The following is a 22,616-nucleotide window of genomic DNA, read 5'->3' on the forward strand; positions in this document are numbered from 1 at the left end:
TCTGGATATGACCGAGGGTGTGTGAGCAGGGGCGGATGTGGGCTAGAATGGCGCGCAAATTCTGCCAGGCGCCGTTCATGTCCGTACAGCGTATCCTTCTCTCTCGTGCTCCTTCCATCGCAGGCCCATTGCTGCCCGAGCGGCTGTCCGGGCCAGGGACCCATTGCCCGGATTGGGATGCCTGTAGTATGCAGGAGTGGCGATAGTGGCAGGGCCGGTGCTGGTGTTCGACTCCGGTGCAGGAGGGCTTTCCGTGGTAGCGGCGTTGCGCGAACAGCTGCCGGAGGCTGCCCTGGCCTATTGTTGCGATAACGCCATGTTGCCGTACGGCATTCGCACAGACGAGTGGTTGGTCGAGCGCATCATTGCGGTCTGCACTGCTGCCGTCGCGGAGACACGCGCTGACACCCTGGTGGTTGCCTGCAACACGGCCAGCACTCTGGCGCTTGACGAGTTGCGTGCGCGGCTCGAGATACCGGTGGTTGGTACGGTACCGGCGATCAAGCCTGCGGCCCACGCCAGCCGTAGTGGACATATTGCCTTGTTGGCCACCAGTGCGACGGTAGCCCGTCCCTACACGCAGCAGTTGATCGACAGCTATGCGCCTGACTGCCGGGTGATGCGTCTTGCTGCCGATACGCTGGTTCGCCAGGCGGAATGCTGGATTGCGGGTGAGGCCCTCGACGAGCAGGTGTTGCGTGAGGCCCTCGCGCCCCTGGCCGAAGACCCGCGGATCGATACCGTGGTACTTGGCTGTACACACTTCCCACTGTTGCGTGATGCGCTGGCCGCTGCAGCGCCAACTGACTATCTGTGGATAGACTCGGGGCAGGCAATTGCGCGGCGCACAGCTCAGGTGGCGCGCCATCCCGCCCCTCGTACCTCCCGTGATCAGGCCTGGGTGACCGCACTGAACGACGGCCTGGCCCGTGGTCTGGCCGAGTACGGCTTTGCGTCCCCGGGTTTATTGAGATTGGTTGATTGAAACCGGGTTACTGAACCCGGTCTATGGCATCCCGTCTATTGAGCTCTGCTGCCCGTTGACCTTTCCCGAACACTGAACTTTCCCGAACGAACACTGACATTTCCGCTATTTGTCTTTTCAGGAGCCGCTGTGGCCATTCCCGTTGTTGAAGTTGAACGTTACCAGGAACTGCTGGCCGACAAGAGTGAGCGTCTGCGCGAGCAGTTTGCGCGATTCTCGCCGCCGGAGCTGGAAGTCTATCCCTCGCCGCCTGCGCATTATCGTCAGCGCTGTGAGTTCCGTATCTGGCATGAGGGCGATGATCTCTACTACGTGATGTTCGAGGATAACCCCGAAGACCCCACGAAGAAGCGCCCAAGGCGTATGGACCAGTATGACGTCGCCAGTGAACGGATCAACGAGCTGATGCCTGCATTGATCGATGCGATTCGCGACCAGCCGGTGTTGAGGCGCAAGCTGTTTCAGGTCGAATTTCTCACCACTCTCAAGGGCGAGACGCTGGTCACGCTGATCTATCATCGCCCGCTGGAAGAGGATTGGGAGCGTCTGGCCCGTGAGCTCGAGCGGAAGCTGGACGTGATGATCATCGGGCGTTCGCGCAAGCAGCGGATCGTGCTGACTCGCGATCATGTCTGGGAGCAACTCGAGGTCGATGGGCAACAGTTTCACTACCAGCAGGTCGAGAACAGCTTTACCCAACCCAATGCCCGTATCTGCATGGCCATGCTGAGTTGGGCACGGGAAGTGACGGGCGACAGTGGTGACAGGGACCTGGTCGAGCTGTACTGCGGCAACGGCAACTTCACCATTGCGCTGGCGGAGAACTTCCGCCGAGTGCTGGCCACGGAAATCTCGCGGACTTCAGTGGCCAGCGCACGCATCAACCTGGAGCGAAACCAGATCACCAATGCGTTCGTCAGCAGGATGTCAGCCGAAGACTTCTCTTCTGCGCTGAAAAAGGACAAGGGTGGCCGTCGAGTGGACGAGATGGAGCTGGCCAGCTATGACTTCTCTACAGTGCTGGTCGATCCGCCCCGGGCCGGTCTGGATGACGCTAGTTGTGCACAGATCAGTGTCTATGACCGCATTCTCTATATCTCGTGCAACCCCGACAGCCTGGCGGCGAACCTCGACAAGCTGACGTCAAGCCACCGTATCGTGCGCTTTGGACTGTTCGATCAGTTTCCCTTTACCCATCATTGCGAGTGCGGGGTATTGCTGGAGCGTCGTTGAGACGGGCCTGGTATCTTCTCGAGCAGAATTGCTGTGAGCTTGTCAAGCGTTGAAGTTGTCAAGCGGTGATGCCGGTATGACATACAGCATGATAAGGCTGGCATGTCAGTGGGGGAAAAGGGCGGACTGTCGTAAGCTGGCACTCTGCGATCATGGGGTCGTCCCAATTTCAAAGGTCATCGGCAGGATGGCCACCGCTAACCGAGGTCAGGATGCAACACGTCGCACAGGATGACAGTCGCGAGGATCTTCTCAAGCAGCTCGAGGAACGCCTGCTCGGGCGCCTTGATGAGGAGAGAGCGGATCAGGTAATCGCTTTTACCCGCTTGTTCTATTCCACCGTACCGTTCGAGGATCTGGCTGAACGCCGTGTGGATGATCTCTATGGTGCCACGCTATCGGTCTGGCACTTCCTTCAGCAGTTCGATGCGGATGCTCCCAAGGTTCGTGTGATGAATCCGGACTTCGAGGAGCATGGGTGGCAGTCGACGCACACCTTTGTCGCGGTACTGCATCGCGATATGCCTTTTCTTGTCAATTCCGTGCGCATGGAACTCAATCGCCGTGGCATGACCGTGCACGCCATCCATAACTCGGTGCTGGCCGTCGAACGTGATGCGGAGCATCGTGTCACACGTGTCGCTTCTCCGCGTGACAGCGATGCGCCGGAGGCCCGGGAGTCACTGATCGCCATCGAGGTGGATCGTCACTCGGATCCGGAGGAACTCCATGCCATCGAGGAAAGCATCCAGGAAGTGCTGCGTGAGATACGCACCTCGGTAGGCGACTTCCACGATATGCGTCAGCGCGTGAGCGATGCCATCGAGGAACTCAAGGCATCGCGTCCGGCCAATATCGAGGCCGAAGATCATCAGGAAGCCATCGCCTTTCTCGAGTGGATGTTGCAGGACAACTTTACTTTCCTCGGCTATGACGAATTCACCGTTGAGCAGAAGGGCGCGACACACAGCCTGGCGCCGGTTGCGGGCAGTGAACTCGGTCTGCTGAGCCTTGATGGCAATGCCTATCGCCAGCGCGTTCGCACCGACGAAGGCGTCGAGGGTGGCAAGTATGTGCTGGTGCCGCAGTTGCTGTCTTTCGCCAAGAGCGCACAGCATGCTCGGGTCTATCGTCCGACCTACCCGGATTACATTACTATCGATCGCTACGATGAGGCGGGTAATGTCATTGGTGAACGTCGCTTCCTGGGACTGTTCACGGCCAGTGTCTACAACGATTCTCCTCGTCATGTCCCGCTGCTGCGTCGCAAGCTCAAGGCGGTCATGGATATTGCCGGCTTCAACCCCAAGGGGCACAACGGCAAGCAGTTGATCCAGATTCTCGATGTCTATCCGCGGGATGACCTGTTCCAGATTCATGTCGATGAGCTCACCCAGACTGCTCTCGGTATTCTCGATATTCGCGAGCGTCGCCGGGTGCGCCTGTTCGTCCGCGAGGACCGTTACGGCAAGTTCTACTCATGTCTGGTCTTCCTGCCCAGAGACGTCTTCTCCACCGAGCTGCGTATTCGCGTCCAGGAGATGCTGTGCGAGGAACTGGATGCCACCTTCGGTGACTTCAACACCTACCTGTCGGAGTCGGTGCTGGCGCGTATCCAATTCATCCTGCGCTTCAATGGCGACAGTCCCACCGATTACGATCTCAAGGCACTGGAAACCAAGCTGACGCGGATGGCTCGCAACTGGCGTGATGACCTGCTCAACGCCGCCATCGAGGGCTTCGGTGAAGAGCAGGCCAACAAGTTGCTGCATGACTTCCGCGATGCCTTCCCGGCCAGTTACCGCGAGGACTTCAGCGCTCGTACAGCAGTCTATGATCTGCAGCATATCAATGAGCTGGATGATGGCAGGTCGTTGGCGTTGTCGCTCTATCGCCTCGTCGAGGAAGAGGGCAGTGGCGTCAACCTCAAGGTGTTCCACAAGGGAATGCCCATCCCGCTTTCCGATGTGTTGCCGATGATGGAAAACCTCGGCCTGCGCGTACTGGGCGAGCGTCCGTATTGCGTCGAGGCCGTGAACGGCAGCTATTGGATCCATGATTTCGACCTTGAGCATCACACCGAGACCGAGGTCAATCTGCAGGAAATGCGCGACACCTTCATCGATGCCTTTCAACGCATCTGGGATGGTGAAGCCGAGAATGACCGCTTCAACCGCCTGATCATTGGTGCCAACCTGGACTGGCGTGAAGTGGCGATGTTGCGTTCCTATGCGCGCTATCTGAAGCAGATCCGGTTTGGGGTGTCTCAAGGCTTCATTGCCAATGCGCTGGTCGCCTATCCACACATCACTCGTGAGTTGGTGACCCTGTTCGAACTGCGCTTCGACCCCGAAGAGCGCCCGGCTGATGCCGAGATCGATGCCTGTATCGAGCGTATCCATGCGATGCTGGAGGATGTGGCCAGCCTCAACGATGACCGCCTGCTGCGCCGTTACGTTGAGCTGATCCAGGCCACCCTGCGCACCAATTACTACCAGCGTACCGAGGATGGCAGCTTCAAGGACTACCTGTCCTTCAAGCTGCAGCCGTCGAAGGTCACTGGTATGCCCAAGCCGCGGCCGATGTTCGAGATCTTCGTCTGTTCGCCGCGTATCGAAGGTGTTCACCTGCGCGGTGGCAAGGTGGCGCGCGGCGGCCTGCGTTGGTCGGATCGTCTCGAGGACTTCCGCACCGAGGTGCTGGGCCTGGTCAAGGCTCAGCAGGTCAAGAACTCGGTCATCGTACCGGTGGGGGCCAAGGGCGGTTTCGTCTGCAAGCGCATGCCGGAAGGCGCTGATCGCGAGACCACCCAGAAGGAAGGCATCGCCTGCTACCAGTCCTTCATTCGCGCATTGCTCGATGTCACCGACAACCTGGTCGGAGGCGAGGTCGTGCCACCCCGGCAGGTGGTGTGTCACGACGAGCCGGACCCCTACCTGGTGGTGGCTGCCGACAAGGGCACCGCAACCTTCTCCGACATCGCCAACGCCATTTCCGTGGAATACGGTCACTGGTTGGGTGACGCTTTTGCCTCTGGCGGTGCCAACGGCTACGACCACAAGAAGATGGGGATCACCGCCAAGGGTGCCTGGGAGTCGGTCAAGCGTCACTTCCGTGGCCTGGGCATCAATACCCAGACAGATGAGTTCACCGTGGTCGGTGTCGGTGACATGGGCGGTGATGTCTTCGGCAATGGCATGCTGTTGTCCGAGACCATCCGTCTGGTCGGTGCCTTCAACCACCTGCATATCTTTGTCGACCCCGACCCGGTGGATGCTGCTGCCAACTTTGCCGAGCGCAAGCGACTGTTCGACATGCCGCGCTCCAGTTGGGAGGACTACAACCGCGATCTGATGTCCGAAGGCGGCGGCATCTTCTCGCGTGCCGCCAAGTCGATCACCATATCGCCGCAGATGAAGAAGCGCTTCGGCATCAGTGAGGACCGTCTGGCGCCCAATGACCTGATTCAGGCCATGCTGCGCTCGGAAGTCGATCTGATCTGGAACGGTGGTATCGGCACTTACGTCAAGAGCAGTGAAGAGACCGATGCGGATGTAGGCGACAAGGCCAACGACGCGCTGCGCATCAATGGCGCTGACCTGAACTGTCGAGTGGTCGGTGAGGGCGGCAACCTGGGCCTGACCCAGCGTGGTCGTATGGAAGCCGCCGCTCGAGGTATCCGCGTCAATACCGACTTCATCGATAATGCCGGCGGCGTGAACTGTTCCGACCATGAGGTCAATATCAAGATCCTCATCGACGAAGTGGTGGCCAATGGCGACATGACCGACAAGCAGCGTAACCAGTTGCTGGCGGAAATGACCGAGGAAGTTGGCGAGCTGGTGCTGACCAGCAACTATCGCCAGACTCAGGCGCTGGATCTGTCCGAGCTGCTGTCGCACCAGGGCATCGGGCCTTATCGTCGTTTCATCAGTGAACTGGAAGCGGCAGGGCAGATCGATCGTGAACTGGAGTTCCTGCCTGGTGACGAGGAACTTCAGGAACGTGCCGCCAATGAGCAGGGTATGACCCTTCCTGAGCTGTCGGTACTGATCAGCTACGCCAAGAGTACGCTCAAGGGCGATCTGATTGCCTCCGACGTTCCGGATGATGACCTGGTGGCTCAGCATGTGGAGCGGGTCTTCCCGAAGGTGTTGATCGAGCGCTATCACGACCAGGTCTACAGCCACCGCCTCAAGCGCGAGATTGTTGCCACCCAGTTGGCCAACGATCTGGTGGATCACATGGGGATTGTCTTCGTCCGCCGCCTGATTGACTCGACGGGCATGGGGCGCGCCGATATTGCACACGCCTATGTGATTGCCCGTGACTGTTTCCAGTTGCCGCGGTTGTGGGATCAGATCGAGGCGTTGGACAACAAGGTCGCTACCGGTGTGCAGTACTCGATGATGCTGGATCTGATGCGCATGATTCGTCGTGCGACCCGCTGGTTCCTGCGCAATCGGAGCAGCATGGGGAGTGCGTCGGACTGCATCGATTACTTTGCGCCGCGTATCGCGCAGTTGCAGGAGAAGATCGGCAGTCGGCTGCGTGGTGAAGATCTCGAGACCTGGGAAACACGTCGTCGTGAATTGATCGATGCCGGTGTCCCTGAAGCGTTGGCCAATACCGTCGCTGCATCGGGTAGCCTCTACGCTGCGCTCGGTATCATCCAGACGGCGCGTCAGGTTGACGAGAAGCCCCAGCGTGTCGCTGAGGTCTACTACGAGATCGGTGCTCGCCTCGAATTGCCGTGGATGACTCAGCAGGTCAATGCGTTGCCGGTCAAGGACAGCTGGCAGGCCCAGGCCCGCGAGACCTATCGTGATGACATCGAACGTCAGCAGATGGCAGTAACCGCCAGCATCCTGCAGATGGAAGGTGGCCCTCGCGATACCAGTGCACGGGTTGATCAGTGGCTGGATCACCATGGCGCCATGCACCAGCGCTGGTGCAAGCTGCTCGAGCAGGTTGGTAGTGGTGGCAGCCAGGGTGGCTTCCCGCTGTTCGCTGTTGCGGTGCGGGAGCTGGTTGATCTCGCTGAGAGCAACCGCGAGTCCTGATCGAGCAGATAGCGGTCGCTCGGCCAGCAAGGAAAAGGGGGGGCCACAAGGCACCCCCTTTTTTTACGCTTTGCCTGGTCTTGCGAGCTAGGTCTGGCGAGTCGATCAGCGGCAGCTGACCGTCCAGATCGCCTTGTAGTTGTCGCCGTCGTCATTGAGTACGGCAAGATCGGTATCGGCATTGACCGTACCGCCCTGAACCATGGTCTCGGCGCTGGCGCGTTTGCCGTCACTGGCTCCGGGCTCGAGGATCTGCTGCTCCTTGATCACGAATTCATCGCGATTCTGGGCCTCGCACTGCTCCAGTGCACGCTCCTTGGCTTCGGCAAGGGCCTCCTGACGGTCACCGCCCAGGCCGGTCACTACGTAATCAGTGGCACTCATCTCCATCGATGCGCTGTTGCTGGCGCAGCCAACCAGGGCAAGTCCTGCAGTGGCGCCGAGGGCGAGAATCAGGGTTCGTGGCATCATGTTCATGGATTTACTCCTTCACTCCGCAGGTGAACATTCTCGGTAATTGACCGAGAGCATGGCGAACATGCTAAGTCATTGCCGGAATGGCACAAGAGTGGACGATTCCCGACGATGCTGTCGTTTTCAGCAGACGGTTGTGCAGGAATTCAGCATTCTGAGCGTGGTGGCCAGGAACTGAAATAGCGGTCATGGAGGCAATGGATATCGAAAAGGCGGCCTGAACGGCCGCCTGCAGGATAGAAGTACGAGAGCCTGCTAGAGCAGGAAGATGGTGGCCAGCCCCAGAAACGACATGAAACCAACCACGTCGGTGACGGTGGTCAGAATCACCGAGCCGGACAGTGCAGGGTCGATGTTCATCCGCTTGAGGATCAAGGGGATCACGATGCCGCACATGCCTGCGGCGATCATGTTGATGACCAGGGCGGCTGCGATGATGGCGCCAATGGCCAGGCTCTGGAACCACAGCACGGCAATGGCGGCCACCACCAGGGCCCAGACGATGCCGTTGAGGATGGCAATCCCGACTTCCTTGCGCAACAGCCAGTTGCTGTTGGTGCGGCTGATCTGGCCCAGGGCAAGGCCGCGAATGGTCAGGGTCAGGGTCTGGCTGCCGGCGATGCCCCCCATGCTGGCGACGATCGGCATCAGCACCGCCAGGGCCACCACCTGAGAGAGCGCCTCCTCGAACTGGCCAATCACCCAGGCCGCGAGAAAGGCTGTAAGCAGATTGATGCCCAGCCATACAGCACGTCGTTTGGCGCTGGGTAGCACCGGAGCGAACAGGTCCTCTTCCTCATCGAGACCGGCCATGTTCATCAAGGCCTGCTCGGAGCTCTCCTGGATGACGTCGACGATATCGTCGATGACGATACGGCCAAGCAGCATTCCGGCATTGTCGACCACTGGGGCCGATGTCAGGTCGTGGGTCTGGAACAGGGTGGCCACATCGCGTGATTTCATGTCGACCTGGATGACATCGACATCTGCGTCCATCAGTTCGACCACGCCGGTTTCCTGGTCACTGGAGACCAGCCGTGCCAGTGGCAATACGCCCATGAAATGGCCGGTACGATCGACCACCATCAAGCTATCGGTATTGTCCGGGATCGACTCCTTCCAGCGGAGAAAGCGCTGTACGGTCTCCAGTGTGACGTCCGCACGTACACCGATGGCGTCGGTGCGCATGATACGACCTGCGCTGTCTTCCTCGAAGGACAGGGTCTCCTGTAGACGAGTACGCTGCAACTCGTCCATCGAGCGCAGCATATCCTCGGCAACCTGCCTGGGCAGATCCTCGAACAGCTCTGCCAGATCCGCAGTATCGAGGCTGGCAGTTGCTGCAACGATTTCCTCCGGATCCATGTCCTCGATCAGGGTGCTGCGCACCTCATCGTGAACATGCAGCAACACCTCACCGTCGTTCTCGGTAGGAACCTGGTCCCACAGTTTGATTCGCTCACCCAGCGGCAGCGACTCCAACAGCAGGGCTACCTCGGCAGGTTCGAGGTCGGCGAGCACTTCGCTGACTTCATCATTGCGATCATCATCCAGGGCGCGGTGGATGCGTGACAGTTGACTCTCGAATGTTTCAGTGATTTCTGTCATACCCACGTCCTCCTGGCGCTGGCCTCGCAGAACAGCAAGGCTCGAGTGCATCCTATTCGTTGATTTTCCTAGTAGATCATAAAAACATGCAAAGAAAAGCAGCCTCCGCGCACCATGGCGCAACAAAGGTTGCTGCAGGATGGCTGGACTCTCGTATCGGCATAGTCATGATGACGAGCTACGAGCTACGAGCTACGAGCTACGAGCTACGAGCTACGAGCTACGAGCTACGAGCTACGAGCTACGAGCTACGAGCTACGAGCTACGAGCTACGAGCACGCTTCGCTCGAGCCGAACCCCGCGGAAAGCTACGGAGTTGCCGGTTTGGCACTGAGCCGCTCGCGGCTCGTCGCTCGCGACTCGCGGCTTACAGCTTTTCTCTTCCATTTCCCGGTTTGCCTGTGGCTACGGTATACTCGCGGCCGATTTTGATCAGCCACCGGAGTTGTCATGTACGATCTTGCCCGTTCGCTGTTGTTTCGGCTGGATGCCGAGGTGGCCCATGGTCTCTCGCTGACGTCGCTGGACTGGGTGGAACGTCTGCGCCTGTCTGGCCTGCTGGCTGGCAAACGCATTGATGATCCGGTGGAGGTGATGGGGTTGAGTTTCCCCAACCGTATCGGTCTTGCGGCCGGGCTCGACAAGAATGCCGATCATCTCGATGCACTGGGTGCGCTGGGATTCGGCTTTGTTGAGGTTGGCACTGTGACGCCCCGAGCTCAGTCCGGTAATCCCAGGCCACGGCTGTTCCGTGTTCCCGAGCGTGGTGCGATCATCAACCGCATGGGATTCAACAACCATGGTGTGGATCATCTGGTCGAACGGGTCAAGGCGACTCGTTATCGGGGTGTCATCGGTATCAACATCGGCAAGAACCTGACCACTGAGGTCGAGAATGCTGTCGATGACTATCTCTACTGCCTCGAACGGGTACATGCCCACGCCCATTATGTGGCGGTAAACATTTCCTCTCCCAATACACCGGGTCTGCGTAATCTGCAGTTCGGCGATCATCTGGACGAGTTGCTGGGCAGACTGCGAGAGGCTGGCAGTCGTCTTGACCAGAGCAATGGCCGTCGTGTCCCCCTCACGGTCAAGATTGCGCCGGACATGGAGGCTGAGGAAGTAGGGCTGGTGGCGGAGTCGCTTCAGCGCAATGGTATCGATGCGGTGATTGCCACCAACACCACCGTATCGCGTGAGGTGGTTGCAGGACTGGCCAACGCTGAAGAGCAGGGCGGGTTGTCGGGGAGTCCGGTATTCGAGCCGTCGAACCGAGTGGTTGCCCTGTTGCGTGAAGCCCTACCGCAGATGCCGATCATTGGCGTCGGCGGGGTCGATAGTGGCCAGGCGGCGGTGTCCAAGCGGGAAGCGGGAGCGGACCTGGTGCAGCTGTACTCCGGCTTCATCTATCGAGGCCCGGCACTGGTGGCTGAATGCGCTGAAGCGCTGCGGGCGGCGGCACGCTGACAGGCTGGTATCCGTGGGGCTGCAATCCCGGGGAGCCGTCATCCGGGACAGAAATCACCGAGACAGCAAAAAGCCCATGGCGTATGCCACGGGCTCGTTCGGATCCATACAGTGATGGTTGTGGCGCTTGATGACTAGATCGCGTTTTGCGCCACGTCCGGGGGTTAGATCACCATGGGGTTCTTGTGTATTCCGGAGACTCCCGTCATTCCTGACCACTGATCCCCACGACCTTCACGCCAACCGCTCATCCAGTATTCGCGTAGATTGATGTCCTGGCTGGGACAGTCGTCGCGGGAGCGGCCCGAGACACCTGCCTTGTAACCATGTACATATGCACGCTGGAAGCGATCACGTTTCTGTCGTTTCATGGGTCTACCTCGTGAAAAAGGTACCAGATATACCGGCCCGACTTTCCATTAGCCTGCAACCCTGCAACAAAGAGGCTGGGAGGCTGGCGTGTGTGGAGGCGAGCCTGTTATGCCAAAGTCTTCCCTGTGCAGGCTCTCACGAGCAGCATCTACTTGAAGGCTTGATGACAGTGACGCATGCGTTGACTTCTGTAGCTACCGTTATATTGATAGCCCAGGCGGAGACCGGTTGTCGACCCCAGTTTTGTAACAACCTGTTCACGTGACCGTCACCCTGGCATGACGCCTTGCTCTGGCTACCATAGATAAATTAATTAGGAAAATCAGATGCATGAAGAGCTGGATATTCTGGCGACCTGTCCGCGAGGCATAGAGATGCTGCTCGCCGACGAGCTTCGTGAGTTGGGGCTGGAGCCCGGAAAGACCACGGTGGCGGGCGTCAATGCAAAGGCTGATCTGGCGGCAGCCTATCGGGCCTGCCTGTGGTCACGGCTCGCCAATCGCATTATTGTCTGTGTGGCTCGGGTGGATGGGATCGAGACGGCGGAACAACTGCGTGACGCCGCGGCAGCCATCGATTGGCAACAACACCTGCCCTCCACTGCGACCATGGCGGTCGACTTCCATGGTCGCTCGGAGCAGATCCGCCATACCCGTTTTGGTGCTCAGACGGTCAAGGACGGTGTTGTCGATCGCCTGCTGGCCAGCGGAGTGGCACGGCCCAATATCGACACTCACGAACCGGATCTACGCCTCTACGCGCACCTGCACCGTGGCCGTCTGACCCTGGGTATTGATCTTTCCGGCGAGAGTCTGCATCGGCGTGGTTACCGTCGTGATACCGGACATGCTCCGCTCAAGGAGAACCTTGCCGCGGCGCTGCTGGTCCGAGCCGGTTGGCCGGAGATGGCACGGCGCCATGCTCCGTTGGTCGATCCAATGTGTGGCTCGGGCACATTGTTGATCGAGGCCGGGTTGATGGCGGCGGACATCGCACCGAATCTGAATCGCCAGCGTTTCGGCCTGCATGGTTGGGCTCAGCACGATGACGCCTGCTGGGCGGAGCTCAAGCGTGAGGCTCTGGCGCGTGCCAGCATTGGTCGCAAGCGTTGTCAGTCGTTGATGTTCGGGTTCGATGAGAGCCCTCCTGCACTGTCGGCGGCCAATGCCAATGCCATGCGTGCCGGGATACCGGCGCTGATGACGTTCCAGGGAGGGAGTGTTGCGCGCTTTTCACGCCCACGTGTACTCAACCCCGAAGAGCCGGGCCTGGTGATCACCAATCCTCCCTATGGTGAGCGTATTGGTGAGCTGCCGGAACTGGTACGTCTCTATGCCGACCTCGGCCAGCGACTCAAGGCTGAGTTCCAGGGCTGGCGGCTGGCCATGTTCACGGCCAACCCGGACCTGGGGCATCGCCTCGGGATGCGTGCCCACAAGCAGTACGCACTCAAGAACGGCCCGCTCGACGCTCGCCTGCTGCTGATGGAGGTTGGGTCAACGACGCCAGGTGCTTCGCCGGGCGTTGCGCAGGACTCCTCGCAGAACAGGGTGTCCATCTCCGGCAATGCAGGGGAAGAGACGGCGGACGGCGAAGCGACACAGGCTGAACCGTTCCGCTCGCAAGGGGCGCAGATGTTTGCCAACCGCCTGGAGAAGAATCAGCGCAAGCTGCGCAAGTGGCTAAAGCGCAGCGGCGAGAGCTGCTATCGGCTGTATGACGCGGATATGCCGGAATATGCGCTGGCCATCGACGTCTACGGCGATCACGTGCATGTCCAGGAATATGCTGCGCCGAAGTCCATTGACGCGTCACAGGCCCAGAAGCGCCTGTTCGATGCTCTCGGTGTGATTCCCGATGTGTTGGAAGTCGATCCATCACGGGTGGTTATCAAGCGTCGGAAGCGTCAGCAGGGCAAGTCCCAGTATCAGAAGCATGGCGCCAGTGGCCAGCGCTTCGAGGTGCGCGAGGGACGGGCGCGCCTGTGGGTCAATCTGCGTGATTATCTCGATACTGGTCTGTTCCTTGACCACCGCCCGGTACGTCGCATGCTGGCCGAGATGGCGCCGGGCAAACGTTTCCTCAACCTGTTCTGCTACACCGCCAGTGCCACCGTGCATGCGGCTCTGGGCACGACCGAGCAGGGCGGGGCCAGCGACAGTGTCAGCGTGGATATGTCGAACACCTATCTCGACTGGGCGCGGGACAATTTTGCCCTCAACCGGCTGGATCCATCACGCCACCGGGTCGTGCGTGATGATTGCCTGCGTTGGCTGGAGACGGCGGGTAGTGAATTCGATCTGATCTTCATGGATCCGCCGACCTTCTCCAATTCGAAGAAGATGGATGACACCCTGGATATCCAGCGGGATCATCCGCGCCTTGTGCGCCTGGCCATGCAGCGTCTGGCGGCTGACGGTACCCTGGTGTTTTCCAACAATCAGCGTCGCTTCCAGGTTGACGCGAGTCTTGCCGAGGAATTCGAGATCAAGGAGATATCGAAGCAGACCTTCGACCCTGACTTCGCGCGCCGTCCCGACCTGCATCACTGCTTCCTGATCCGCCATCGGAGCCGGGCGTGACCGTATTGCGCATCTACACCACGCTGGGTTGCCATCTGTGCGAGCAGATGGAGGCCCTGGTGACGATGTTGGCAAGGGGTGGGTTGGGCTTCGAGCATATCGAGATCGCCGAGGACGAGGCACTGATGGCGCGCTATGCCACACGTATTCCAGTGTTGCTCGATGAGCAGGGCAGGGAAGTGCTGGAAGGCAATGTCAGCCCCGAAGCGGTAGCCAACTGGTTGGAGGCTCGTGGCCTGCTGGATGAAGCGGCATGGAGCGAGTTGAACGCCAGGGGCTCTGATCGAGATGGTCGAGAGGCTCAGGCATTCGAGGAACGTACTGGCAGAAGGATGCTGGGACGTCGGGACTGAGTAGTCAGGAAGCCGTCAATGACGGCTTCCTGTGCCCCTGTGAAGACTACAGGTGCCCTGAGAAAGTATCGCAGGCCTCGAGGCTGCCGCTTTCGAAACCGTGGCGGAACCATTTCTCTCGCTGGGCAGAACTGCCATGGGTGAAGCTGTCCGGCATCACGGCCTGACCCGCTTCGCGCTGCAGGGTGTCGTCGCCGATGGCGGACGCGGCGGTCAGCGCCTCTTCCAGATCACCTGACTCAAGCATCTGGCGGTCGACGTTGGCGGAATGCCCCCACATGCCAGCGAAGCAGTCAGCCTGCAATTCCTGGCGGACCGACAGGGCATTGACTTCGGCCTCCGTGCGTCCAGTACCGAGCTCATGTACACGCTGGCTGATGCCCAGCAGGTTCTGCACGTGATGTCCGACTTCGTGAGCGACCACATAGGCCTGGGCAAAATCGCCCGGAGCGCCATGGCGCTGCTGAAGTTGCTGGAAGAATGTCAGATCGAGGTAGAGCTGCTGATCGGCAGGGCAGTAGAACGGCCCTACCGCCGAACTGGCGGTCCCACAGGCCGACTGCACCATGCCCGAGAACAGCACCAGCGTCGGCTCGCGATAGGTCTGGCCCAGCGACTCGAAGATGCCATTCCAGGTATCTTCGGTATCGGCCAGCACTACTGACACGAAGTCGACCATTTCCTGCTGCTCGGCGCTCAAGGACTCGGGCTGAACGGTGCCTCCCTGCTGACCCAGTGACAGTAGGTCGACTCCCATCATGCGTGCGCCGAAGAACACGACTACGCCTGCGATCAGGACGATACGGCCCAGCTTGCTGCGCAAGAGCATCGGCACAAAGCGCAGCAGCAGCATGGCCGCTCCGCCTCCCGAGCTGGCATAGGCCGGTTGCTGTCCACGCCGGTCTTCGACATTCTGGCTACGCCGTCTTCCCTTCCAACGCATGATATTCCCTCTGGTGTAGAACGAGTCGGTTATGGTCTGCTCATTGCTGAAAGATACACCAGGTTGTGACAGCAAGGGGATCTGAGCGGAGGAGCCACGCCTGAACAGGCCTACAGACTATCCAGCAGCGATAGCTGACCCATGGCTTCAAGGCCCTCCGGACTATGGTCATCAGCCTCCAGCACCTTGTGGAAGCCGCGTGATGTCTGGATGGTTGCCTCGTCCTCCAGCCACATCACTGCCTGTTCGTGGTCGTCGGCGAGGCGATGCTTGAGGCCGCCGAACTGAGTGCCGATCTGCCCCCAGGCGCGGCTGAAGATCCAGTCGCCGAACATGTCCTGGTGGATATGCACGAGGACATAGTCATGTTCGGTTTCCCAACGAACGATCACGGCGGCTCCTGACGGTGGTCTCAATAATCAACGGGTGGCGGTATGATGGTGCTGTTCGCTGGGTAATCAAGTGGATCAACCCGGCACCAGCGATTGTCGGGTTGCTATTGTAAGCTGTTGTGCCGTTCCAGCAAGCTGGCACGGGTCATGTCTGCATTGAGGAGCCTGATGAAACTACTTGTCGACGCCAATATCCCGGCCAGCGAGCCCTGTTTCGCTCCTCTGGGGAGCGTGCGCTGCCAGCCTGGCCGCGAGATCGATGCCGAGGCGCTGGCCGATGTCGATGCGTTGATCATCCGCTCGATCACGCGTCTGGATGCGGAAACCATCGAAGCGGCGAAACGTCAGGGATCGCCCTTGTCCTTTGTCGGCACCTGCACCATCGGTACCGATCATGTGGACATGAACGCACTCGAGGCCCATGGCATTCGCTTCGCCAGCGCTCCTGGCTGCAATGCCGAGCCGGTGGTCGACTATGTGCTGTCCGCGTTGCTGCTGGCCATGGAACGGCGCGGAGAGCGCTTGTTCGGCAAGCGCGTGGGGGTGGTTGGTGTCGGCAATGTCGGCGGGCGGCTGGCAGCACGCCTCGAGGCCATGGGGATCGAGGTCTGGCGCTGTGATCCTCCACGTGCCGAGCAGCAATACGACCAGACTTTCGAGGCCCGGGCTGTCGAGACCCGGACTTTCGAGAATCAGGCTTTCCATGATCTGGATAGCCTGATGGCCGAGTGCGATGTGCTGTGTCTGCATACGCCGCTGGTGCGGGACGGTATTCATGCCACCCATCATCTGCTTGACGCTCGTCGTGTTGATGCTCTGTGTCCGGGGACAGTGTTGCTCAATGCCGGTCGTGGGGACTGTATCGACGGCGAAGCGCTCAAGCGCCGTCTGGTCGAGCAGGGTGATCTCACAGTGCTGCTGGATGTATGGGAGAACGAGCCTGCCATTGACACCGAGCTGGCGGGGTTGGTGGACCTGGCAACGCCGCATATCGCGGGGCACAGCCTGGAAGGCAAACTGCGCGGTACCTGGCAGATCCATCAGCAACTGGTTGCCCATCTGGGGCAGGCGGAGCAGGTATCCATGGCCGAATTGACGCCACCGGCGGCGCTCAGACGTATTGAACTGGACGCCGGACTGGAACCGGAGGAGGCGCTGCGGTTGTGTATGCGTGCCATCTATGATCCACGCCGTGACCATGACCATCTGGCCTCTGCCATGCGCCATTTGACCCCGGCCAGGGGGTTCGATGCCTGCCGTGCCAGCTATCCACTGCGGCGTGAATTTGCCACGCTTGAGGTGGCCTTGAGCTCGATGGCTGTCGAGCTTTCGCCCTGGCTGGCTGGAGCCGGGTTTCGCGTTACCACCAGTGGCTGAGCGCCGGATGGCGATGACAGGGAGGTGATCATGAACGGACCGAATCCTGATGATCGAGAGCCGATGAAAGGCTTCCCGCAGGTAGGGTTTCTCAAGAACTTCATTACCCGTGAGAACATCATCGTTGGCGACTACAGCTACTACGATGATCCGGCGGGGCCGGAGCGCTTCGAGAGTAATGTGCTTTATCACTTCCCCTTTCTGGGCGATCGCCTGGTTATCGGCAGGTTCTGTGCTATCGCCAGAGACGTGACGTTCATCATGAATGGTGCCAATCACAAGGTATCCGGGCTTTCCACTTACCCGTTCCAGATATTCGGTCAGGGCTGGGAGAAGGTCATGCCAGGGGACGGTGACTTGCCCTTCAAGGGCGATACCGAAATTGGCGATGATGTATGGATTGGCTTCGAAGCGATGATCATGCCGGGCGTCACGGTCGGTAGTGGAGCGATCATCGCCTCTCGGTCGGTGGTGACCCAGGATGTTCCGCCCTACAGTGTGGTGGGTGGCAATCCAGCGCGAGTGCTCCGTTATCGCTTTGATGACGAGACGATCGCTGAATTGCTGGAAATCGCCTGGTGGGACTGGGAGGCCGAGAGGATCACTCGACACCTCGAGTCGATCGTCGGAGGCGACATCACCGCACTGCGCGGGGCGGCGTCTTCCCCCTGACGGCATATGTGCCGGGGCGGCAAGTGACCAGCCGCCCCGTGTTTCTCAACTTTCCCAACTTTCCCAACTTTCCCAACCACGCCATCACGGCTGAAAGCGTTCGCCTGCTGCGACCACGAAGGCCATTTCCACCAGGTACTCGGGGTTGGCCAGCTCTGCCTTCACACAGGCGCGGCTAGGCCCGCAACCCTCAGGGAACCACTCATCCCACACCTCGTTCAGGGCGTCGAAGTTGGCGAAATCGGTGAGGTAGATGGTGACCGACAGCATGCGGCTCTTGTTGCTGTCCACCGTTGCCAGACTCTGTTCCGCCTGCTCCAGCACCTGGGCGACCTGGCCCTTGATATCCGCTTTCAGATCACTCTCCGGGACTTCAACGAAATATGCTGTGCCATTGAAGATGGTCGCGTCAGACCAGCGACGTGAGGGGTTGATGCGATGAATCGTCATGTCGTGTTTCCTCGATAAGGTGATAGAGGGCAGGAAGATAGAGGGCAGGAATATGCAGAGTGATAAACAAGGAACCCCACGGCGGTGGGGTTCCTTGTCGCGTTTGGAAGACGTGATGCTTTACTCGCGGTATGCCGCTTCCTTCAGCGCACGGATGCGGTCATCCAGTGGCGGGTGGCTGGCGAAGAGTTTTTCCATCAGCTTGCGCGACTGCCCGGTGGTGATGGCGAAGGCCGTGAGGGTATCCGGCATCTGGTCGGGCATCTGTGTTTCGGCCTTGAGACGAGCGAGGGCGTTGATCATGGCGCCAGAACCCGCCAGCTTCGCGCCGGCAGCATCGGCGCGGTATTCACGAAAGCGCGAGAACCAGGAGGCAATGATCGAGGCCAGAATACCGAAAACAATCTCTGCCACGATCACCACAGCGAAATAGCCCATGAAGCCCAGACCACCGTTGTCGTCGCGACGCAGGAAGGCATCCAACAGGTGGGCAACCACACGGGCGAAGAACATCACGAAGGTATTGAGCACGCCCTGGATCAGCGCCAGGGTAACCATATCGCCGTTGGCGACGTGGCCGATCTCGTGGGCCAGTACCGCCTTCACCTCTTCCGGCTGCATACGGTTGAGCAGCCCCGCAGAAACGGCGACAAGTGCATCGTTGCGGTTCCAGCCGGTGGCGAAGGCATTGGATTGTTGGGCCGGAAAGATACCCACCTCTGGGGTCTTGATACCGGCCTGCTGGGCCAGTTCTGCCACGGTGTCCACCAGCCATTTTTCGGTGGCGTTGGAGGGGGATTCGATGATCACCGTGCCGGTGGAACGCTTGGCCATCCATTTGGAGATGAACAGCGACACCATGGAGCCGGCCATGCCGAAGATGAAGCAGAAGATCAGCAGCGAGTTGAAGTTGATGCCCTGTGCATTGAGGTAGGGCTCCACGCCCAGCAATCGCAGGGTCATGCTGGCGACAAGGATGACCGCCAGGTTGGTGCCCAGAAAGAGAAGGATTCTCATCATGACCGGAGTTCTCCGTAGCAGGAAATCTACAGGTGCCGCCAGAAGGCGACACAATGGAAAGACTGTTGCTTAGATAGGCATTTCTGACCCAGGTTTCAAGCCGTGACGCAGATATTTCTCTGCAGACTCAGGCAGATTGGCTGCGCAGGCCAGGGACGCTCGCTCTCCGTTCCTGCCAGACGAGCGAGCGACCACTTGCATAGGCTGCCATTGGGCCCGGATTTACTGACGGTAGCGTGACAGGAAGCGCGCAAAACGATCCAGCGCATCGCCGAGTTGATCGGCCCAGGGAAGGGTCACGATGCGGACGTGGTCAGGATCGGGCCAGTTGAAGGCAGTGCCCTGCACCAGCAGGATCTTCTCCTGCAGCAACAGATCCAGTACCAGTTGCTGGTCATCCTTGATGTTGTAGACGCTGGGGTCGAGGCGCGGGAAGGCATATAGCGCCCCTTTGGGAGCGACACAGCTGACACCGGGAATCTCGTTGAGCTTCTCGATGGTGATGTTGCGCTGGGCCAGCAGTCGTCCGCCGGGCAGAATCAGATCATTGATCGACTGGTAGCCGCCAAGTGCGGTCTGAATGGCGTGCTGAGCCGGCACGTTGGCACACAGCCGCATGGACGCCAGCATGGTCAGTCCTTGAATGAAGTCCTGACTGCGTTTCATGGCCACAGCGCCCGACAGTGTCATCCAGCCACTGCGGAAGCCCGCGCAGCGGTAACTCTTCGACAGGCCATTCATGGTCACCACGAGCTGGTCTTCGCTGGCCAGCGAGCCGGTCGCAACATGCACCGCATCATCGTAGAGGATCTTGTCGTAGATCTCGTCGGAAAACACCACCAGGTTGTGTTCGCGGGCGATATCCAGCAGTTCGCGCAGCACTTCCGGTGGATAGACCGCACCGGTGGGGTTGTTGGGGTTGATGATGACAATGGCACGGGTGTGGCTGGTCACCTTGGCACGGATATCGGCCATGTCCGGTGCCCAGTCGGCCTGCTCATCACAGATGTAGTGCACGCCACGACCACCGGACAGGTTGACGGCAGCCGTCCACAGAGGATAGTCCGGCGCAGGGATAAGCACTTCGTCGCCGTCATTGAGCAGCGCCTGCATGGCCATGACGATCAGCTCGGAGACACCGTTGCCGATGTAGATGTCCTCCACGCCGACGCCAGGAATCTCCTTGCGCTGGCACTCCTGCATGATTGCCTTGCGCGCCGAATACAGTCCCTTGGAGTCGCAATAGCCCTGGGCGGTCGGCAGGTTGCGCATCACATCCTGAAGAATCTCTTCCGGTGCCTCGAAGCCGAAGGGCGCAGGATTGCCGATGTTGAGCTTGAGGATGCGCTGGCCTTCATCCTCGAGGCGTTTGGCGTGCTCGAGGACAGGGCCTCGAATGTCGTAGCAGACGTTGTCGAGCTTGTGGGACTTGCGAAGCGTAGGCGTATCCATGGCGCAGGGGTCTCGCTGAATCCGTGTGTCCAGTGCCGCCGTGGCGGCGAGTATGTGGGTCTTGCTTGTGTGCTGTTGTTGGGTCGGGAACGTTGTCAGGCCGGGTAGGGGCGACTCAGTCACCGGCTGTCGGTGCATCGTCGGATGACCCGACAGGAGTCTCCTCGTCGGCAGGCTCTGCATCCGGCTCGTCACTTGTCTCGACAAGCGGTATATCCGCCGGTGTTTCCAGTGTCAGCCGACCGAGCTTGCCATCGCGTAGCTCGTGCAGCAGTACCTCGGCACCTCGATGCAGGTCGATTTCACCACCAGCACGCAATCCTCCGCGCTTGGCAGCGATCTCACCGAGAATGGCATGGCCATCGAATCCGGCCTGAGCCATCAGGTCGGGACGCATACCTCCATCGGCTTCGACGCTATCCGCCAAGGGGTGAGCTTCATAGCTCGGTAGCGCCTTGAGTTTATACCGCGCTTTCAGAGCGTCTGGATAGCGTCGGGCCAATTCGGCTGCAGCAATCAGTGCTACGTCTACATAGTCGATGGCCGTATCGCGGATGGCGCCACTGGCTGCCAGTCGGTAGGCACTGGCTTGATCCTCGATCTTGGGCCACATCACGCCGGGGGTGTCGGTCAGGGCGACACGTCCCTGGATGCGCACCTTCTGCTGGCGCTTGGTGACCGCTGGCTCATTGCCGGTTTTTGCGATGGCACGGCCGGCGAGGCCATTGATCAGGGTCGATTTGCCGACATTGGGAATGCCCATCACCATCACGCGGACATCGCGGTCGGCACGGACCTGTCCAGCCAGCTCATGGCAGAGCTTGGGGATGCGTTTGAGCTCGCGGGTATTGGTCGTGGTTACGGCCAGCGCGCGGGTATCGGCCTGGGCATCAAACCAGGCGGTCCATTCGCGAGTACGCTCCGGATCGGCGAGATCCGCCCGCGACAGGATCTTCAACACCGGCTTGTGGCGCGTCAGCTTCGCCAGCATCGGGTTGGCGCTGGAGTAGGGGAGGCGCGCGTCCAGTACCTCGATCACGACGTCGATCTCCGGCAGTGCTTCAAGAATCTGACGCCGTGCCTTGTTCATGTGTCCCGGAAACCAACCGAGCATGATGCCTGTCTCCTGCATACCAAACGGCCGACCATCTTAGCAGATGACCGGCCGTATGCGCGGTGGTTTCAGTGGCGACGAGGAGTGGATAGTGGTTATTCGCCTTCGTGGAAATTCAGTGCCACCGAATTGATGCAGAAACGGTTGCCTGTCGTAGGCGGACCATCGGGGAAGACATGCCCCAGGTGAGCATTGCAGCGGCCGCAGGTCACTTCGACTCGGCGCATGCCATGGCTGGTGTCCAGGTGCTCCTCGACGCTCTCTGATGAAAGAGGGCGGTCGAAACTGGGCCAGCCGCAACCAGCGTCGAACTTGTGTTCGTTTTCGAACAGCGGGGCATTGCAGCAGATGCAGTGATAGATGCCGTGGACGTCGGTGACTTGATAATCGCCGCTGAACGGGCGCTCGGTGCCCTTTTCACGAGTCACCCTGTATTGCTCTGGAGTGAGCTGATCACGCCATTCGGCATCCGGTTTCTCGATCTTCTTGCGCATGGACCTTCTCCTGGCGACTGACATTGGCATTCCACACCTTTCAAACTAAGACGTTTGAGCCGCTTTGACCAATAAGGCATATGTCCAGGTGCTTAGTGAAGGTTCATGTGTTGAGTGTCGATCCGGGGGTTCGGTTCAGGCCCTTGTTCGATATAGACCCCTTGTTCGATATAGACAGTGTGTCGGGAGATTTCTGCCTCAATGTCAGCGCCTTCGCCGGGCGGTTGGGTAGAGGAGGCGGTGCGTGGCGGGGCTGGAAGAAGGCGAAAGAAAATTTCAGTGATTCTCTGTGCTTGACACCAACAAGGGGGCTCAGTAACATACGCGCCACCTCGACGAGCCGAGTGATCTGCGTCCCATTCGTCTAGTGGTCCAGGACACCGCCCTTTCACGGCGGGAACAGGGGTTCGAACCCCCTATGGGACGCCAACTCGACTCATCAAGGTGATGTATCGGAGAGATGAAAGTGCGGGAATAGCTCAGTGGTAGAGCACAACCTTGCCAAGGTTGGGGTCGCGAGTTCGAATCTCGTTTCCCGCTCCAGTTCTGCCTCGGCAGTCTG

Annotated in this window: 18 protein-coding genes and 2 tRNA genes; 10 read left to right on the forward strand and 10 right to left on the reverse strand. The window is 59.7% G+C overall.

Going from position 1 to position 22,616, the window contains the following annotated elements:
- Positions 1-205 precede the first annotated feature (205 nt).
- The 3 genes from murI (at position 206) to BUE38_RS00165 (ending at position 7,281) form a co-directional block, all read left to right on the forward strand.
- Positions 206-985, forward strand: a complete 780-nt coding sequence (gene murI, locus BUE38_RS00155; RefSeq protein ID WP_073433017.1) for a glutamate racemase — start codon at positions 206-208, stop codon at positions 983-985.
- Positions 986-1,114: 129 nt separating this feature from the next.
- A complete protein-coding gene (gene trmA, locus BUE38_RS00160) occupies positions 1,115-2,218 on the forward strand; it encodes a tRNA (uridine(54)-C5)-methyltransferase TrmA (RefSeq protein WP_073433018.1) in 1,104 nt (367 codons plus the stop codon).
- A 212-nt stretch (positions 2,219-2,430) separates the two neighbouring features.
- Entirely contained in the window at positions 2,431-7,281 is a 4,851-nt protein-coding gene (locus BUE38_RS00165) for an NAD-glutamate dehydrogenase (RefSeq protein WP_073433019.1), read from the forward strand.
- A 105-nt stretch (positions 7,282-7,386) separates the two neighbouring features.
- Here BUE38_RS00165 and BUE38_RS00170 read toward each other — a convergent pair whose 3' ends face one another.
- Together BUE38_RS00170 and mgtE are read right to left on the reverse strand one after the other, a co-directional pair.
- Positions 7,387-7,758 (reverse strand): hypothetical protein, encoded by a 372-nt coding sequence (locus tag BUE38_RS00170; protein WP_073433020.1) that lies wholly within the window; start codon positions 7,756-7,758, stop codon positions 7,387-7,389.
- 252 nt (positions 7,759-8,010) lie between these two features.
- Positions 8,011-9,363: a magnesium transporter gene (mgtE, locus tag BUE38_RS00175; protein ID WP_073433021.1), complete on the reverse strand. Its 1,353-nt coding sequence runs from the start codon at positions 9,361-9,363 to the stop codon at positions 8,011-8,013.
- Positions 9,364-9,813: 450 nt separating this feature from the next.
- Between mgtE and BUE38_RS00180 the strand changes: the two genes are divergently transcribed.
- Positions 9,814-10,833 carry a quinone-dependent dihydroorotate dehydrogenase gene (locus BUE38_RS00180; RefSeq protein ID WP_073433022.1) on the forward strand — a complete coding sequence of 340 codons (1,020 nt, stop codon included), beginning with the start codon at positions 9,814-9,816 and terminating at the stop codon, positions 10,831-10,833.
- A gap of 164 nt (positions 10,834-10,997) precedes the next feature.
- On the opposite strand, the gene rmf is transcribed toward BUE38_RS00180, so the two are convergent.
- A complete protein-coding gene (gene rmf, locus BUE38_RS00185) occupies positions 10,998-11,204 on the reverse strand; it encodes a ribosome modulation factor (RefSeq protein WP_073433023.1) in 207 nt (68 codons plus the stop codon).
- Between the two features lie 327 nt (positions 11,205-11,531).
- On the opposite strand from rmf, the gene rlmKL reads away from it, so the two are divergent.
- Positions 11,532-13,787 (forward strand): bifunctional 23S rRNA (guanine(2069)-N(7))-methyltransferase RlmK/23S rRNA (guanine(2445)-N(2))-methyltransferase RlmL, encoded by a 2,256-nt coding sequence (gene rlmKL / locus BUE38_RS00190; RefSeq protein WP_073433024.1) that lies wholly within the window; start codon positions 11,532-11,534, stop codon positions 13,785-13,787.
- The gene (locus BUE38_RS00195) at positions 13,784-14,140 is read left to right on the forward strand and encodes a glutaredoxin family protein (protein WP_073433025.1); all 357 of its coding nucleotides are present in this window, start codon (positions 13,784-13,786) and stop codon (positions 14,138-14,140) included. The genes rlmKL and BUE38_RS00195 overlap by 4 nt, the downstream gene beginning before the upstream one ends.
- Before the next feature lie 46 nt (positions 14,141-14,186).
- Here BUE38_RS00195 and ypfJ read toward each other — a convergent pair whose 3' ends face one another.
- Both ypfJ and BUE38_RS00205 read right to left on the reverse strand, forming a co-directional pair.
- Complete coding sequence (gene ypfJ, locus BUE38_RS00200) at positions 14,187-15,083, reverse strand: KPN_02809 family neutral zinc metallopeptidase (protein WP_073433026.1); 897 nt, start codon at positions 15,081-15,083, stop codon at positions 14,187-14,189.
- Between the two features lie 110 nt (positions 15,084-15,193).
- Complete coding sequence (locus BUE38_RS00205) at positions 15,194-15,475, reverse strand: hypothetical protein (protein WP_073433027.1); 282 nt, start codon at positions 15,473-15,475, stop codon at positions 15,194-15,196.
- Positions 15,476-15,643: 168 nt separating this feature from the next.
- Between BUE38_RS00205 and BUE38_RS00210 the strand changes: the two genes are divergently transcribed.
- Both BUE38_RS00210 and BUE38_RS00215 read left to right on the forward strand, forming a co-directional pair.
- Positions 15,644-16,852, forward strand: a complete 1,209-nt coding sequence (locus BUE38_RS00210) for a 4-phosphoerythronate dehydrogenase (protein ID WP_073433028.1) — start codon at positions 15,644-15,646, stop codon at positions 16,850-16,852.
- 30 nt (positions 16,853-16,882) lie between these two features.
- Entirely contained in the window at positions 16,883-17,524 is a 642-nt protein-coding gene (locus tag BUE38_RS00215; RefSeq protein WP_073433029.1) for a Vat family streptogramin A O-acetyltransferase, read from the forward strand.
- An 84-nt stretch (positions 17,525-17,608) separates the two neighbouring features.
- Here the strand turns inward: BUE38_RS00215 and BUE38_RS00220 are convergent, their stop codons facing one another.
- From BUE38_RS00220 to msrB, 5 genes are all read right to left on the reverse strand, one after another.
- A complete protein-coding gene (locus BUE38_RS00220; RefSeq protein ID WP_073433030.1) occupies positions 17,609-17,974 on the reverse strand; it encodes a RidA family protein in 366 nt (121 codons plus the stop codon).
- A 120-nt stretch (positions 17,975-18,094) separates the two neighbouring features.
- A complete protein-coding gene (htpX, locus tag BUE38_RS00225) occupies positions 18,095-18,994 on the reverse strand; it encodes a protease HtpX (protein ID WP_073433031.1) in 900 nt (299 codons plus the stop codon).
- A 222-nt stretch (positions 18,995-19,216) separates the two neighbouring features.
- The gene (locus BUE38_RS00230) at positions 19,217-20,446 is read right to left on the reverse strand and encodes a pyridoxal phosphate-dependent aminotransferase (RefSeq protein ID WP_073433032.1); all 1,230 of its coding nucleotides are present in this window, start codon (positions 20,444-20,446) and stop codon (positions 19,217-19,219) included.
- 115 nt (positions 20,447-20,561) lie between these two features.
- Entirely contained in the window at positions 20,562-21,560 is a 999-nt protein-coding gene (ylqF, locus tag BUE38_RS00235; RefSeq protein ID WP_073433033.1) for a ribosome biogenesis GTPase YlqF, read from the reverse strand.
- Positions 21,561-21,655: 95 nt separating this feature from the next.
- The gene (gene msrB, locus BUE38_RS00240) at positions 21,656-22,054 is read right to left on the reverse strand and encodes a peptide-methionine (R)-S-oxide reductase MsrB (RefSeq protein WP_073433034.1); all 399 of its coding nucleotides are present in this window, start codon (positions 22,052-22,054) and stop codon (positions 21,656-21,658) included.
- Between the two features lie 353 nt (positions 22,055-22,407).
- Here msrB and BUE38_RS00245 point away from each other — a divergent pair.
- A tRNA-Glu gene (locus BUE38_RS00245) sits at positions 22,408-22,483 on the forward strand.
- A gap of 39 nt (positions 22,484-22,522) precedes the next feature.
- Positions 22,523-22,597, forward strand: a tRNA-Gly gene (locus BUE38_RS00250).
- Positions 22,598-22,616: the final 19 nt, after the last annotated feature.

It is taken from the genome of Halomonas cupida (genome assembly GCF_900142755.1).
Taxonomy (GTDB): domain Bacteria; phylum Pseudomonadota; class Gammaproteobacteria; order Pseudomonadales; family Halomonadaceae; genus Halomonas; species Halomonas cupida.